This window comes from Marinococcus salis, from assembly GCF_054971365.1.
Genome location: NZ_JBQOJB010000002.1, coordinates 236,825 through 249,505, shown reverse-complemented (window position 1 = coordinate 249,505; position 12,681 = coordinate 236,825). Strand labels below are relative to the sequence as shown.

17 protein-coding genes are annotated in these 12,681 nt (G+C 49.0%); 11 read left to right on the top strand and 6 right to left on the bottom strand.

Annotated elements, in window-relative coordinates:
• Positions 1–12: 12 nt before the first annotated feature.
• The 3 genes from ACTTK6_RS03115 to ACTTK6_RS03105 are packed head-to-tail and all read left to right on the top strand — an operon-like array spanning position 13 to position 2,793.
• The gene (locus ACTTK6_RS03115; protein WP_462832640.1) at positions 13–1,002 is read left to right on the top strand and encodes a TRAP transporter substrate-binding protein; all 990 of its coding nucleotides are present in this window, start codon (positions 13–15) and stop codon (positions 1,000–1,002) included.
• A gap of 1 nt (position 1,003) precedes the next feature.
• Complete coding sequence (locus ACTTK6_RS03110) at positions 1,004–1,498, top strand: TRAP transporter small permease (RefSeq protein ID WP_079476357.1); 495 nt, start codon at positions 1,004–1,006, stop codon at positions 1,496–1,498.
• The gene (locus ACTTK6_RS03105) at positions 1,495–2,793 is read left to right on the top strand and encodes a TRAP transporter large permease (RefSeq protein ID WP_462832639.1); all 1,299 of its coding nucleotides are present in this window, start codon (positions 1,495–1,497) and stop codon (positions 2,791–2,793) included. Before ACTTK6_RS03110 ends, ACTTK6_RS03105 begins: the two co-directional genes overlap by 4 nt.
• 14 nt (positions 2,794–2,807) lie before the next feature.
• Here ACTTK6_RS03105 and ACTTK6_RS03100 read toward each other — a convergent pair whose 3' ends face one another.
• On the bottom strand, positions 2,808–3,974 hold the full coding sequence (locus tag ACTTK6_RS03100; RefSeq protein WP_462832638.1) for an ROK family transcriptional regulator: 1,167 nt from the start codon (positions 3,972–3,974) through the stop codon (positions 2,808–2,810).
• A gap of 113 nt (positions 3,975–4,087) precedes the next feature.
• Here ACTTK6_RS03100 and uxaC point away from each other — a divergent pair, with 113 nt between their 5' ends.
• Positions 4,088–5,485: a glucuronate isomerase gene (gene uxaC / locus ACTTK6_RS03095; protein ID WP_462832637.1), complete on the top strand. Its 1,398-nt coding sequence runs from the start codon at positions 4,088–4,090 to the stop codon at positions 5,483–5,485.
• A 28-nt stretch (positions 5,486–5,513) separates the two neighbouring features.
• A complete protein-coding gene (locus ACTTK6_RS03090) occupies positions 5,514–6,359 on the top strand; it encodes an SDR family oxidoreductase (protein WP_462832636.1) in 846 nt (281 codons plus the stop codon).
• Between the two features lie 203 nt (positions 6,360–6,562).
• Here ACTTK6_RS03090 and ACTTK6_RS03085 read toward each other — a convergent pair whose 3' ends face one another.
• Both ACTTK6_RS03085 and ACTTK6_RS03080 read right to left on the bottom strand, forming a co-directional pair.
• Complete coding sequence (locus ACTTK6_RS03085) at positions 6,563–6,997, bottom strand: VOC family protein (RefSeq protein WP_462832635.1); 435 nt, start codon at positions 6,995–6,997, stop codon at positions 6,563–6,565.
• Positions 6,998–7,139: 142 nt separating this feature from the next.
• Positions 7,140–7,691 carry a DUF7010 family protein gene (locus tag ACTTK6_RS03080; RefSeq protein ID WP_462832634.1) on the bottom strand — a complete coding sequence of 184 codons (552 nt, stop codon included), beginning with the start codon at positions 7,689–7,691 and terminating at the stop codon, positions 7,140–7,142.
• A gap of 183 nt (positions 7,692–7,874) precedes the next feature.
• Between ACTTK6_RS03080 and ACTTK6_RS03075 the strand changes: the two genes are divergently transcribed.
• Positions 7,875–8,762 (top strand): SDR family oxidoreductase, encoded by an 888-nt coding sequence (locus tag ACTTK6_RS03075; protein ID WP_462832633.1) that lies wholly within the window; start codon positions 7,875–7,877, stop codon positions 8,760–8,762.
• A gap of 59 nt (positions 8,763–8,821) precedes the next feature.
• On the opposite strand, the gene ACTTK6_RS03070 is transcribed toward ACTTK6_RS03075, so the two are convergent.
• Positions 8,822–9,181: a winged helix-turn-helix transcriptional regulator gene (locus ACTTK6_RS03070; protein ID WP_462832632.1), complete on the bottom strand. Its 360-nt coding sequence runs from the start codon at positions 9,179–9,181 to the stop codon at positions 8,822–8,824.
• 248 nt (positions 9,182–9,429) lie between these two features.
• On the opposite strand from ACTTK6_RS03070, the gene ACTTK6_RS03065 reads away from it, so the two are divergent.
• The 3 genes from ACTTK6_RS03065 (at position 9,430) to ACTTK6_RS03055 (ending at position 10,857) form a co-directional block, all read left to right on the top strand.
• Positions 9,430–10,065 carry an FMN-dependent NADH-azoreductase gene (locus ACTTK6_RS03065; protein WP_462832631.1) on the top strand — a complete coding sequence of 212 codons (636 nt, stop codon included), beginning with the start codon at positions 9,430–9,432 and terminating at the stop codon, positions 10,063–10,065.
• Positions 10,066–10,196: 131 nt separating this feature from the next.
• The gene (locus ACTTK6_RS03060) at positions 10,197–10,487 is read left to right on the top strand and encodes a hypothetical protein (RefSeq protein WP_462832630.1); all 291 of its coding nucleotides are present in this window, start codon (positions 10,197–10,199) and stop codon (positions 10,485–10,487) included.
• A gap of 19 nt (positions 10,488–10,506) precedes the next feature.
• Positions 10,507–10,857 (top strand): DUF4181 domain-containing protein, encoded by a 351-nt coding sequence (locus ACTTK6_RS03055; protein WP_079476368.1) that lies wholly within the window; start codon positions 10,507–10,509, stop codon positions 10,855–10,857.
• On the opposite strand, the gene ACTTK6_RS03050 is transcribed toward ACTTK6_RS03055, so the two are convergent.
• A complete protein-coding gene (locus ACTTK6_RS03050) occupies positions 10,849–11,235 on the bottom strand; it encodes a hypothetical protein (protein WP_462832629.1) in 387 nt (128 codons plus the stop codon). The genes ACTTK6_RS03055 and ACTTK6_RS03050 overlap by 9 nt on opposite strands.
• Before the next feature lie 48 nt (positions 11,236–11,283).
• Here ACTTK6_RS03050 and ACTTK6_RS03045 point away from each other — a divergent pair, with 48 nt between their 5' ends.
• Entirely contained in the window at positions 11,284–11,574 is a 291-nt protein-coding gene (locus ACTTK6_RS03045; RefSeq protein ID WP_462832628.1) for a hypothetical protein, read from the top strand.
• Between the two features lie 11 nt (positions 11,575–11,585).
• On the opposite strand, the gene ACTTK6_RS03040 is transcribed toward ACTTK6_RS03045, so the two are convergent.
• On the bottom strand, positions 11,586–12,089 hold the full coding sequence (locus tag ACTTK6_RS03040; RefSeq protein WP_462832627.1) for a DUF1648 domain-containing protein: 504 nt from the start codon (positions 12,087–12,089) through the stop codon (positions 11,586–11,588).
• A gap of 279 nt (positions 12,090–12,368) precedes the next feature.
• Here ACTTK6_RS03040 and ACTTK6_RS03035 point away from each other — a divergent pair, with 279 nt between their 5' ends.
• The gene (locus tag ACTTK6_RS03035; RefSeq protein WP_462832626.1) at positions 12,369–12,662 is read left to right on the top strand and encodes a hypothetical protein; all 294 of its coding nucleotides are present in this window, start codon (positions 12,369–12,371) and stop codon (positions 12,660–12,662) included.
• Positions 12,663–12,681: the final 19 nt, after the last annotated feature.

Below are 12,681 nucleotides of genomic sequence, written 5' to 3'. Positions count from 1 at the left end.
GAGGGAACCACTGTGAAAAAATGGATAAGCCTCGTCACCATGCTAGCCCTGATAGTGTTAACGGGCTGCCAGAGTGCAAGCGGGGAAGAAGAAAAGAACTTCACGCTTGCGCACAACCAGCCGACGGACCACCCGGCACACCAGTCGCTTGAACGGTTTGCCGAACTGGTGGAAGAAAAATCAAACGGATCTATGAGTACTAAAATTTACCCGAATGGTGAGCTTGGAAGCGAGCGGGAAGTCATTGAAGGCACCCAGGCGGGGGCCGTTGATTTCAGTAAAGTAAGTGCGAGTGCTCTCGAAAGCTTTGAACCGGCGTATTCCGTCTTCAGTCTGCCGTATTTGTTTGAAAGTCAGGAGAGCTTCAAACGTGTCATGAACAATGAGGATGTGACTGACGACATCTATATGGAATCCGCAAATAAAGGCTTCCGCGGACTGACGTATTACGATGCCGGCGTCCGTAACGTTTATACGAAAAGCAGAATGATCGAAACAAGCGAGGATATGAGCGGGCTGAAAACGAGAGTGCAGCCGAGCCAGACAAGCGTCCAGATGATTGAAGCGATGGGCGGGACGCCGACGCCGATGAGCTACGGGGAAGTATACACCGCGCTTCAGTCAGGTGTTATTGACGCAGCCGAAAACAACGCCACCGCGCTTACGAACAGCAACCACGGTGAAGTGGCGAAAAACTACTTCTACACCGAGCACGCGATTGTTCCGGATATGCTCATTGCCAACAATAAGGTGATGGAAAATCTCTCGGCCAGCGAGCGGCAGGTCATTGAAGAAGCGGCGAAAGAATCAACCAGCTACCATGAAGACCTTTGGAACCAGACAGTAGAGGAAGCCAGGGCTACAGCCAGCGAGGAAATGAACGTCGAGTTTCATGAAGTGGACAAGCAGTCGTTCATTGACGAGGTCCAGCCGCTGCACGAAGAGTTCAGAAATGATCCGGACACCTCCGAGATTTATCAAACCATAAAGGAGGCCGAGTAGTATGCAAAAGGCAAAAACGGCTCTTGACCGCGTGCTGTTGATTGTAAACGCGATTTTAATCACCTGCATGGCAGCTCTTTCGATCTGGCAGGTATTTACGCGCTATGTGCTGGACGCACCGAGTACCACAAGCGAAGAAATTATCCGCTTTATGCTCATCTGGTTCACGCTGCTTACGGCAGCTTATGTGTTCGGGCAGAAAAAGCACATCGCCATCGTGTTTCTGGTGGAAAAGTTCCGGGCACGCGCCCAACGCCTGATTGAGCTTGTCATTAACGTATTATGGATATTTTTAGGGATCGTACCGATGATTATCGGCGGTATTATGCTTTTGACATATACATACAGTGAAACGGCTCCGGCAACGGGAATGTCCATGCTGTTTGTCTACAGCGCCGTGCCCGTGTCGGGTGTATGTATCGTGCTGTATGCACTGCTTGATATGCTTCGGGGCAGCAGCCAGAGCGGCCATACCGGGGAGGGGGAAAAAGGATGACAGTCACAGCAGGGATTTTATTATTCGCATCGCTCGGGGTGCTGCTCGTGTTCGGGGTACCGATTGCCCTAGCTATTCTGCTGAGCGCAATGATCACGATTTCGCTGGTAATTCCGTTTGATGTAAGCATCATCATAACCGCCCAGCGGCTCGCCACAGGCGTCGACAACTTCACGATCCTGGCAATTCCATTGTTTGTGCTTGCCGGCATTATTATGAATAACGGCGGCATTGCTTTTAGGCTCATCAACCTGGCTAAAATTATCGTCGGCCGGCTGCCGGGCTCACTTGCACATACGAACGTGGTCGGAAACATGCTGTTTGGTTCAATTTCGGGATCCAGTGTTGCTGCGGCTGCCGCCATGGGTAAAATCATGACGCCGATGGAAATGAGACAAAAATACTCTCTGAGCTATTCAGCCGCAACAAATATCGCGTCGGCGCCGGCAGGGCTGTTGATTCCGCCAAGCTCGATGCTGATTGTGTATTCTTTAGTCAGCGGAGGCACGTCGATCGCAGCGCTGTTTATGGCCGGCTACATTCCAGGCATTTTATGGGGCCTGTCGGTGATGGCCGTGGCTTACGTGTATGCCAGAAAACACAAGTATCCGGTGTCGGAAAAGGTCAGCTGGAAGGACAAGCTGTTTATTGTCTTTGATGCGATCCCGAGTTTACTGCTGATCATCATCGTTATCGGCGGAATTGTTGCTGGCATTTTTACCGCCACGGAAGGCGCAGCGGTTGCCGTCATTTATGCGCTGCTGCTGTCCCTGATCTACAGACAGCTGAAAAAAGAGGAATTTAAAAATATTTTCAAGGAAACCGTCGAAATCACGGGCATGATCCTGCTTTTGATTACAGCATCTTCACTGTTTTCTCTCGTGATGAGCTATACCGAAATTCCGGCAGGCATCAGTAACGCGCTTCTTTCGATTAGCGCAAACACGATTGTGATTCTGCTTTTGATTAACCTGATCCTGCTGCTAATGGGGACGTTTATGGATATTACGCCGGCCGTGCTGATTTTCACGCCAATCTTCTTTCCGGTGGTCACCGAGCTCGGCATCGATCCAGTGCATTTTGGCATCATTATTGCGTTTAACCTTTGTATTGGAAATATCACTCCACCGGTGGGAAGCGTGCTCTTTGTCGGGACAAGCGTGGCCGACGCACGGCTCGAAAGTGTCATCAAGACGCTGGTGCCATATTTTATTATCCTGATTGTCATGGTGCTCGCCATTACCTTTATTCCGCAGCTCAGCCTGTTCCTGCCGCAGCTGTTTGACCTGATGTAGCTTCGTGCTTTCTGCTAGAGTTCGAAGGAAGCAGAGTGGTCCACCTGGTGAACGCCGAGAAATTTTTTGAACGCAAGCGCTGCGGCCCCGAGTGCGCAGGCGTCCTCGTTCAGGCTCGATAATTTCAGTTCCTGGTAGTTGTTAAACTTGGAGCGCAGGGAGTGCCGGACTTTGTCCAAAAGCTCCGGCTTGGAGGCAAACAGCGGGCTGTTAATAATGACGCGCTCCGGGTTGAAAATATTGATGACATTGTTTACGCCGATCGATAAATAGAAAATGTATTCGTCCACCACCTGGGCGGCCCCGGCGGATGCCAAATGTTTTCGAATCTGCTCCTGGGTATGAAACTCGCTCCCGTTGTCATGAAGCAGCTTTAAGAACGCTTTATTTGATGCATACAGCTCCCAGCAGCCATGGTTGCCGCACGGACAGGGCTTGCCGTTCGGCTCGATGATCATGTGGCCGATTTCACCGGCAAAGCCCTGGTGCCCGCGGTAAATAACTGCATCCTTGACCATGCCAAGCCCGATGCCGGAATAGAGCGTCAGGCAGAACAGATCGGGCACGTGCTCGGCATAAACGTGCTCGGCATATACGGCCAGATTGGCGCTGTTGTCCACGTGCACGGGCGCTTCAAAGGCTGCTTCCAGGCGGGTCTTGACGTCCACGTCCACCCATTGCTGTTTTGGGGTGTAAACAATCTGGCTGTCGTTGTCCACGATCCCGTGGACACCGATGCCGATGCCGGCGAGCGGCGGGGCAGACGAAACGTTTTGGAACACCTCAATTTCCGCCCGCAGCTGCTGAATCAATGCTTCAAGCATGCTTTCAAAATGGGACGTATCCAGATGCAGCTGCTTTTGATGAAGCCGGCGGCCCTTCAGGTCGCAAAAAATAATATTCGTGCTGAGCTCGTCAATGTCAATGCCGACCGTGAAGCCGGCGCGTTCGTTCATTTCAATAATGATCGGCTTTCGGCCGGGAGTATCCAGCGCCTCGGTTCTCGTTTCTATGACGAGTCCCTGCTCCAGCAGGTCATTAATCTGTGTGGAAATAGTCGCTTTGTTTAAGCCGGTAATTCTCGCGAGTTCGCTCCGGGAGAGAGAAGCGTTTTTCACGATTTCTTCGAGAATCAGCCTCCGGTTTAAATTTCGTATATAGTTCCAGTCACCTTTATGCAAGGAAAATCCCTCTTTCCATTCGTCCTGCGTATGTTAGTAATGTGGATGCTGCTGTGTTAAAAGTATAAATTTAATAGTTTGCATAGTAAACAAATTAATTAGGAGATGATCATATGACTGCGTTTATTCACAAGGACTTTTTGCTTCAATCCCCGGTAGCGCGCACGCTGTACCATGATTATGCCAAGCACCTGCCGCTCATCGATTATCATAACCATCTGCCGCCCGGCGAAATTTTAAACGACAAAAATTTCGACAACCTGTCTGAAATCTGGCTGAGCGGAGACCATTATAAATGGAGAGCCATGCGGGCAAACGGGATTTCGGAAGAATACATTACAGGGGAAAAAAGCGATTACGAAAAGTTTATGGCCTGGGCGGAAACGGTGCCGAACACGATTGGGAATCCGCTGTATCATTGGACCCACCTGGAGCTGTCGTCGTATTTTGGCATCAATACGCTGTTAAACAAAGAGACGGCAGAAGAAATCTGGAACGAAACCCGGGAAAAGCTGCAGTCCCCGGAATTTTCCACCCAGTCGCTGCTCCAAAGGGACAACGTTGTATTTCTGGGAACGACCGACGATCCGGCAGACGCGTTAACGATCCACGAGCAGCTGAGGCAGAGCAATCTGCCGTTTGACGTGTCGCCTTCCTACCGCCCCGACCAGGCGCTGCATCTGGAAAAAGACAGCTTCCCAGCCTGGGTGGAACAGCTCGCAGGCCTCACAGGCAAAAAGGTTTCCTCCTACGGGGAGTTTTTAGATGCTCTGGATGAGAGAATTGAGGCCTTTGATGCGCTTGGCACCCGCAGCTCCGACCATGGCCTGACGGAAATGGTATATGAACCAGCGAGTGAAGCAGAAGCTGCGGCCGTTTTCCAGAAACGGATGAACGGGGAGACGGTTACGGCAGAGGAAGCAGCCCAATACAAAACGTTTACGCTGCTGCACCTGGCTGAGCGGTATGCGGCAAAGGAGTGGGTGATGCAGCTGCACCTGCATCCGCTCCGCAACGTCAATACGGTGATGTTTCAGAAGCTTGGCGGGGACACAGGATTTGACGCCATCCACGACCAGCTGCCAGCGCGTCCGCTCGCTGCTTTTCTCGACGATCTTGAAAGCAGAAATGCGCTTCCAAAAACGGTGCTCTACAGCGTAAATGCCAACAATAACAATACGCTTGCGGCGATTGCCGGCAGCTTCCAGAACAGTGAAGTTCCTGGAAAGGTGCAGGTAGGCACCGCCTGGTGGTTCAATGACCACATTGACGGGATGGAAAGCCAGATGACGTCTTTGGCCAACATTGGCCTGATCAGCAATTTCATCGGCATGCTGACCGATTCAAGAAGCTTTCTGTCGTTTTCGCGGCACGAGTATTTCCGGCGCATCTTGTGTAATCTGATAGGCGCATGGGTGGAACAAGGAAAGGCGCCGCATGACATGAAGTTGTTGAGTGCGTACGTTGAAAATATCTGTTACTACAATGCCAAAAGATATTTTTCAATTTAAAGAAAAACGTGGAGAAAGGAGTTCGATGATGCAGACACCATTTCAAATCCCACTGCATGACAAAACAGTCGTTATCACAGGCGGAAGCGGGGTGCTTGGCTCTGTGATGGCAGAGGCACTGGCCGCTAACGGTGCGAAAGTGGCGGTCATCGCCCGCAATAAAGAAAAAGTGGACCAAGTGGCCGGGCGGATCAGAGAAAGCGGAGGCGAGGCTGTGGGCTACAGCGGCGACGTGACGGATAAGCCGGCGATGGAAGCCATCTATGAGGACGTAAAGAGCCGGTTCGGGCCGTGCGACATTCTTGTAAACGGCGCCGGCGGCAACAATCCGAAAGCAACGACCGGACAGGAGTACTTTGACCCGGAAATGCCGGACAGCGGCGGTACCTTTTTTGATCTGGACCCTGCCGCGGTGGATCAGCTGTTTTCCCTGAACTTTCTCGGAGCGTTGATTCCTTCGCAGGTATTCACCCGGGACATGGTGCATGACCGTCCGGGCTCGATCATTAACATTTCCTCGATGAACGCCTACCGCCCGCTGACGAAAATTCCTGCCTACAGCGGGGCCAAGGCAGCCGTCAGCAATTTCACCCAGTGGCTCGCCGTTTACTTTTCCAAGTCAGGGGTGCGGGTGAACGCAATAGCACCGGGCTTTTTCCTGACGGACCAGAACCGGGAGCTGATGTTTTCGGAAGAGGGGGTACTGAGTGCGAGAGCGGAAAAAATACTCTCCCAGACCCCGCAGGAGCGCTTCGGGGAACCAGAGGAGCTGGTGGGCACCCTGCTGTGGCTCGTGGACGAAAAATCATCCAGCTTTGTTAACGGCATTGTTGTGCCGATCGATGGCGGGTTTTCCGCCTACTCGGGAGTGTAAGAAAACGGTATGAAAGAATATTAAGCGCACGGCTAAACGATTAGCCGGCGCTTTTTCATAGCCGGAAACTTATAACATATTTATTTTATTGTGCCGCTGAAAAATTAATATGCTTACAGTACATAGAAAAACCGTGTCTAAAAAAGACGCGGTTTTTCTGATTTTACCCAGGGATTCTATTGTAAAAGCTATGGAGTTAGGTGTTAATTCGCCCGTTTTTCCTCCCAGAGTCGCTTGCGTTCTTCATGGCTCACCTCTTCATATACCTGGTGCAGCATCCAGACATAGCCGAAGGGATCCACAAAAACAGCATTCGACACGCCGTATTCAGGGAGATTCGTGACTGCCTGTACTTCATGGCAGCCAAAGTCAATGGCTTTTGCATAGGTTTCTTCAATGTCTGGAACGGTGATGTTAAACCACAGCGTTTTCGGATCGTCCGGGGTAGGGGCAATTAAGTGGAAGGCCGGGTTTTCGTCCAACAGATGGAAAGGGACCCCGTACAGGGTGAAGATAACTTCGTTTTCGCCCCGGGGAAAGTCTGAAGCTTCCACCGTTTTAATCTCAAATATTTTTTTATACACTTCCAGGGCCTGCAGGCTGTCTGGAACCACCAGATCGATTTCCACGCTATTCATAGTATACGCACTCCCTCTGCCGATTAGTAAATATCCTTCTCTATGTGGGTGATATACGTGTGTTGCTGATTTCTACTCCCGTTATTAAAATTCCTTTTTTCATGAAGTTATTCTTTTATATTAGAAAGCGCCACGACTTCTTTTACGTATACGAAGCGGCCTTGCGCCGGTAATCCTGTACCAGCCAGAAAATTAACGCGAGCAGCAGTACAACCATTGCGGCGGGCACGAGCCACCGGCTGCTGTCATTCTGTACGGCGGCAACAATAGTCACGGCGGTAGCGGCGGCCGGTGCCATCACGTAATAGGGAAGGCCGTTGTAAAACCAGCCGTACGGGAAAAAGTGGGCGCCGGTAATAACCGCAAAAACCAGTACAGCATCGCTCGGGCTGACGGCGATAGCCCAAAAGATGAGCGGGAAGTAGGCTAACTGCGCAAGGTTCAGGCTGAGGCCGAGGCTGCCGATCGGATTGTTGTCAAATTTCCATTCTGCCCGGAGCAGGCGGGAAAAAAGTATTGCGAGCGGCAGCATCAGTCCCGAAGAACAGAGCATAAATATGTTTTTGGTATAAAGATCCAATGAAAGCAGAAAAACAAGCGTGATTAACCCCCAGACCAGCACCGCGGCCATTAAAAAAGCAATTCCGTTTTTACCTTTGACCGACAATTCATTTCTCCATGCGTAAACTTCCACAGCCGCCACCTCCGCTACAACGATTAATGGATTAAGCGTACCATAAAATCTCGTTTATGGAAGGCAGTGTGGCAGGCGGTTCAGTAATTTTTTATATGAAAATACTGTTGGATGTTTCAATTTTTGATGAAAAGGAAATGAAAATACATGTAAATAAGTTATGTAAAAAAGGAGACTTTCAGCATGACACAGGATCCACGCAAGCAGTATTACCATGACGACTATCCGAAGCAGTACCAGGACCCGCCTGGAGTGCAGAAATATATGGACCCGCAGCCGGACTGCGGTGAAAGCAGCTATGAAGGCACCGGCCAATTAAAAGGACGAAAAGCGCTCGTTACCGGCGGCGATTCCGGGATCGGCCGGGCCGCAGCTATTGCGTATGCCCGCGAAGGAGCAGACGTGGCGATTAACTATCTGCCGGATGAAGAGCCGGACGCCCAGGACGTAAAGGAAATGATTGAACGGGCCGGGCGGAAAGCAGTGCTTTTGCCGGGAGATCTACGGAGCGAAAAATTTTCCCGCGAACTCGTGCAGTCCGCAGTCGATGAACTTGGCGGACTGGACATTCTGGCGCTAGTCGCCGGCAAGCAGCAGGCCGTGAAAGACATTGCCGACCTCACGACCGAACAGATCGTTTCCACGTTCGAAACGAATGTGTTCTCTATGTACTGGATTACCCAGGAAGCACTGCCGCATATGCCGGAGGGCGGATCGATCATTACGACAACTTCCATTGAAGGCTACGATCCGTCGCCGATGCTTCTGGATTATGCTGCTACGAAAAGCACCATTATCGGATTTACGAAAGCATTATCCAAACAGGTGGCCTCCCAGGGCATCCGCGTAAACTCGGTAGCTCCGGGACCGTTCTGGTCTCCGCTGCAGATTTCCGGCGGCCAGCCGGGCGAAAACATCCCGAAATTCGGGGAAGAAACGCCCGAAACACCGCTTCAGCGTGCCGGCCAACCGGTGGAGCTTTCCGGTATTTACGTGTTTCTCGCCTCCGATCAAGCAAGCTATGTAACCGGCCACGTATACAGCGCGACCGGCGGCTTGAACGCCAATTAATAAAGACAGATGAAAAGCACCCATTTCCCGTTAACCCGGGTAATGGGTGCTTATTTTACTTAGGACAGCTTTTCTTCCTGGGCTCCGGAATCCTCTGCCTGCTTGCGTGCAACGTGGGAGCTTCCCCACTCGTGCATCGCCTCGAGAATCGGCTCCAGGCTCCGGCCGTATTCGGTGATGGAATATTCCACCTTGGGCGGGATCTCCGGATAAATGACGCGCTGGATGATGTCTTCATCCTCGAGCTCGCGCAGCTGCTTGGTGAGCATGCGCTGGGTGATGCCCGGCATTTTGCGTTTTAATACGCTGAAGCGCTGCGTACCGTCATTTAATAGATGCACAAGAATGACAGGCTTCCATTTGCCGACGAGGATGCCGAGCGCCTCCTGGAACTTACAGAATTCGGGTTCTTTTTTCAATGGCCTCACTCCTTAGTATGATTTTATAAAGCAGGTATGTAGACGTTTGCTTACTTGCATCACAGTATGTACATACTACCACGACTCCCTGGGAAAACGAACTGTTTTGCTTACACTCTTTGGGAGCCGCCATTGGTACCCTCAAGGGAACTATACCACTTTTATGTGCGTACTTGTTTTTAGTGTCAGAGCAGCTAAAATAATAAGAGCAGAGAAAAATTAATCATTTAAGAAAAAGAGGGATAGCTGTGAACGTATTACTAGTAAAAGCAAACAACCGCCCGGATGGCATTTCTACGAAAATGTACGAAACGTTTCTGGAAAATGTTCAGGACGCGGGCGCATTGAACGTCCAGACGTACGACGTATTTGAAGAGGATACGCCGTATTTTGGCCAGGATTTCTTTGACGCCTTTGGCCGTCTTGCGACAGACGGAGAGCCAACCGAGATGGACCGCCGGGTGCTTGCTGCGAAGCAGAAAGCCAAAGACGCGTTCAGCGCGGCGGATCTGGTCGTATTTGCCTTTCCGCTGTGGAACCTGACGATTCCGGCCAAACTGCAGACCTTTATTGACTATATTGCCGAAGCCGGCTACACGTTTAAATACAGCCCGGAAGGCGCGCTCGTGCCGCTCATGCCGGAGAAAAAAGTAATCTTTCTGAACGCCCGCGGCGGGGTATATTCCGCTCCGGAAATGGCTGGCATGGACATGGCGCTTGCATATATGCAGAACATTTTTGGCGGCCTGTACGGCATGGATATTGTGGATGAAGTGGTCATCGAAGGCCATAACGCCAGCCCGGACCAGGCAGAGGAAATCATCGAAGCCGGGCTGAAGGAAGTTGCGGAAGCCGCCTCCCGCATTGCCTACCAAAAAGTATAACGAAACAAACCAATCAACCCGACTGGCAGAAAACTGCCGGCGGGTTTTTTTATGCAGGAGCGGAGGACATAAAAGAAAATTTCTGCTACACTGCATTTGTAATATTTTAGGAGTTTAAAGGAGAGGAGAACATGGAAGCGGTCCGCAATCGAATACGTACGATGCTGATATTTCTGTTGAACGGGCTGATTTTTATTTGGATTTTTATTGTAAACATTATGGCTTTCACGGGACAGAGCTACCTGGGAAACACCGCTATGTCTTTTCCTTTACTATTAACAGTTAATCTATTTCTTATATGGAATTACAACGGCGGGGCAAAAGAAAGCATAAACAAAGCTGAAGCGGTATGGTTTAGAATACTGGCGGCGCTGCTGCTTATGGGTACAATAAGCTTCGTGCTTGCGGAGGTACTTAATTAATTCGAAGAAAGGTGATAAATTGCCAGAATATTTTTCTATTGCAGTGCTTGCCAGCATACTGCTTCGCTTCCCTCTAGAAATATGGATTGTACCAAAGGGAGCGGTGACGATTAAAGAAACCCGGGGGCAATACTGGTCATTTGGCATTCTTATTGTCGCTTTAGTTCTGATAATGATTCCAACTTTTACAGTAGATACATATTCGCAAGGCTATATCCCGCTGTTTATGCTTTCTGTGTTGATGCTATTTGGAGCTGCTCAAGCATGGCTCGAATGGTATTTTGCCTACGAGGCGAAAGAATATATAGTATCAACGATTATTACTTTGTTTTTTATCGTTTCTTATTTTGCGCTGGAACTTCTATTTTAAATATAAATGGTATTCAAAAAGCATCAGGTGCGTCAAAGCTACTATGCCGATTAGTGCAGAAACAACGCTGATCAAAAAAGAATGCCAGTGTTTTCGTTCCTGAGGGATATTACGTTTTTCTTCGACAGCGTCAAGCAGGGCCTGAAGGGCAAAGTGGAACCCCAGTACCGGAAAAACCCACGGCGTTTTTTCGGTTCCGATGAAAAGAATAAGAAGAAAAAGCGCAAAAATCGTGGTATAGATTTTAGCCCGCAAAAACTTCTCCTCCTGCCTTCGGAAGTTATTTCTTCGATAAGGGACCTGCGTTTTATTCCGTATTCCTTTGTCGATGACAAAAGCAAGCAGGAGAATAATACAAATGAGGATTGCCGTTATCATACAGCAGCTCCTTTCTATAATACAAAACACAAATGAGGATGAAAATTCATGACTGCATTTACAGAAGGAATCACAATTCTGCTATTGTTATGCATCCCGCTGGCGCTTGTCTCCTTTGCTTTGTATGCAGTGCTTGAGCCAAAGAGCTGGAAAATGCATGCGTTGTTAACCATTGGGTACATACTTATTACGGGGGCAGTTTCTCTTGTAAGTGCGGCTGTTGCCAGCTGGAGGGGCGGAGCATTTGAAGCAGGAGAAGTAGTTTATACATTTACTACGATCACGGTTTGTATGATTGTCGGACTCGGCGGCTACTATCTGTTTCGGCCGTATTTGTAGCGCCCGGCCTGCTATGATAAACGAAAGGCCCGTATCAAAAACGGCAGCATTACGACAAATATTCCAGCCAGCAGACTTATTATTAACAAGTGGGGCGGCTCAGAGCCGTTAATACTTGTGACAAACGCTGCATTTAAACCGATAAACATCACCAGCATATAATTTTTTACCGTATTCAGTAGAAGAATGCTGTTGCGGTATTGGGCATGGACATTGCCTTCATGAATTTTCCTGGGGTAGTTATGTATATGTGGCACTCGTTCCAATAAGGACATGAAAATCCATAATATAGAAGCGAGAGCCAGCAAAAGCCATATAGCCGCTTTGTTTGCATACGCATCTACTTCTCCGTTCATGCTGAAATGTACAGGCACTTCTTCTGGAAATGTACTATACATAAAAGCAAAAAAGACTGCCCCTGTTAGAAATAATATAATTCCCGCAGCGTCGAGCCAAGCACAGACCTTCGGCCGTGAAACGCGAGCTTTTTCCGAATGTTGGTTCAACAATTCCATATGGAAATCCACCTCATTTAAATTCCTGTTAATGCCTATTTTAGCAAATATGCCTTTGAAAAACAGTTGAACTATCGCCACCTTTGCTTTTAACAATTAAAGAAAATTATCTATATTTATGTATAAAATAGAAATGCAAAAGCTATTATTAATGAATTTTTGTTTGAAATATTAATAGTTCGGAAAAGATATAAGTATGAGCAATTAATTATTAAGCAGCGGTCTTACTTCAGCATACAGGCGTCTATCGGTGACTGAACCATCAAAGGAGATGATGATATGGCAGAGGAAAACAAGAATAGTAAGCAAGAGAATACCAGTAAGGATAACAAGGGTTATGGCTGGGTGGCCACAGGCAGCCTGATCGGCGGATCTCTTCCGCTGATCACCAAAAAAATTAAAAAAGGCCTGATTCCAGGTGATGAGAAAGGCAAGAAGAAAGACAAAAAGAAAAAGTCTAAAAAACCGCGTTACATTTTAAACAAAAAAAGTACGCCGAAGAAACTGGCGAAGCAGAAAAAGCGCCTGAAGAAAAAAGCAAAAGGCAAGCTGCCGAAAAAGCTGAAGAAGTAATGATATTTCCTCCCGGATC

Bases quoted from the DNA above. Each gene is read 5' to 3' on its own strand.
- ACTTK6_RS03110 (WP_079476357.1), top strand. From the start codon at position 1,004: ATGCAAAAGGCAAAAACGGCTCTTGACCGCGTGCTGTTGATTGTAAAC.
- ACTTK6_RS03105 (WP_462832639.1), top strand. From the start codon at position 1,495: ATGACAGTCACAGCAGGGATTTTATTATTCGCATCGCTCGGGGTGCTG.
- uxaC (WP_462832637.1), top strand. From the start codon at position 4,088: ATGACTGCGTTTATTCACAAGGACTTTTTGCTTCAATCCCCGGTAGCG.
- ACTTK6_RS03090 (WP_462832636.1), top strand. From the start codon at position 5,514: ATGCAGACACCATTTCAAATCCCACTGCATGACAAAACAGTCGTTATC.
- ACTTK6_RS03085 (WP_462832635.1), bottom strand. From the start codon at position 6,997: ATGAATAGCGTGGAAATCGATCTGGTGGTTCCAGACAGCCTGCAGGCC.
- ACTTK6_RS03075 (WP_462832633.1), top strand. From the start codon at position 7,875: ATGACACAGGATCCACGCAAGCAGTATTACCATGACGACTATCCGAAG.
- ACTTK6_RS03060 (WP_462832630.1), top strand. From the start codon at position 10,197: ATGGAAGCGGTCCGCAATCGAATACGTACGATGCTGATATTTCTGTTG.
- ACTTK6_RS03050 (WP_462832629.1), bottom strand. From the start codon at position 11,235: ATGATAACGGCAATCCTCATTTGTATTATTCTCCTGCTTGCTTTTGTC.
- ACTTK6_RS03045 (WP_462832628.1), top strand. From the start codon at position 11,284: ATGACTGCATTTACAGAAGGAATCACAATTCTGCTATTGTTATGCATC.
- ACTTK6_RS03040 (WP_462832627.1), bottom strand. From the start codon at position 12,089: ATGGAATTGTTGAACCAACATTCGGAAAAAGCTCGCGTTTCACGGCCG.
- ACTTK6_RS03035 (WP_462832626.1), top strand. From the start codon at position 12,369: ATGGCAGAGGAAAACAAGAATAGTAAGCAAGAGAATACCAGTAAGGAT.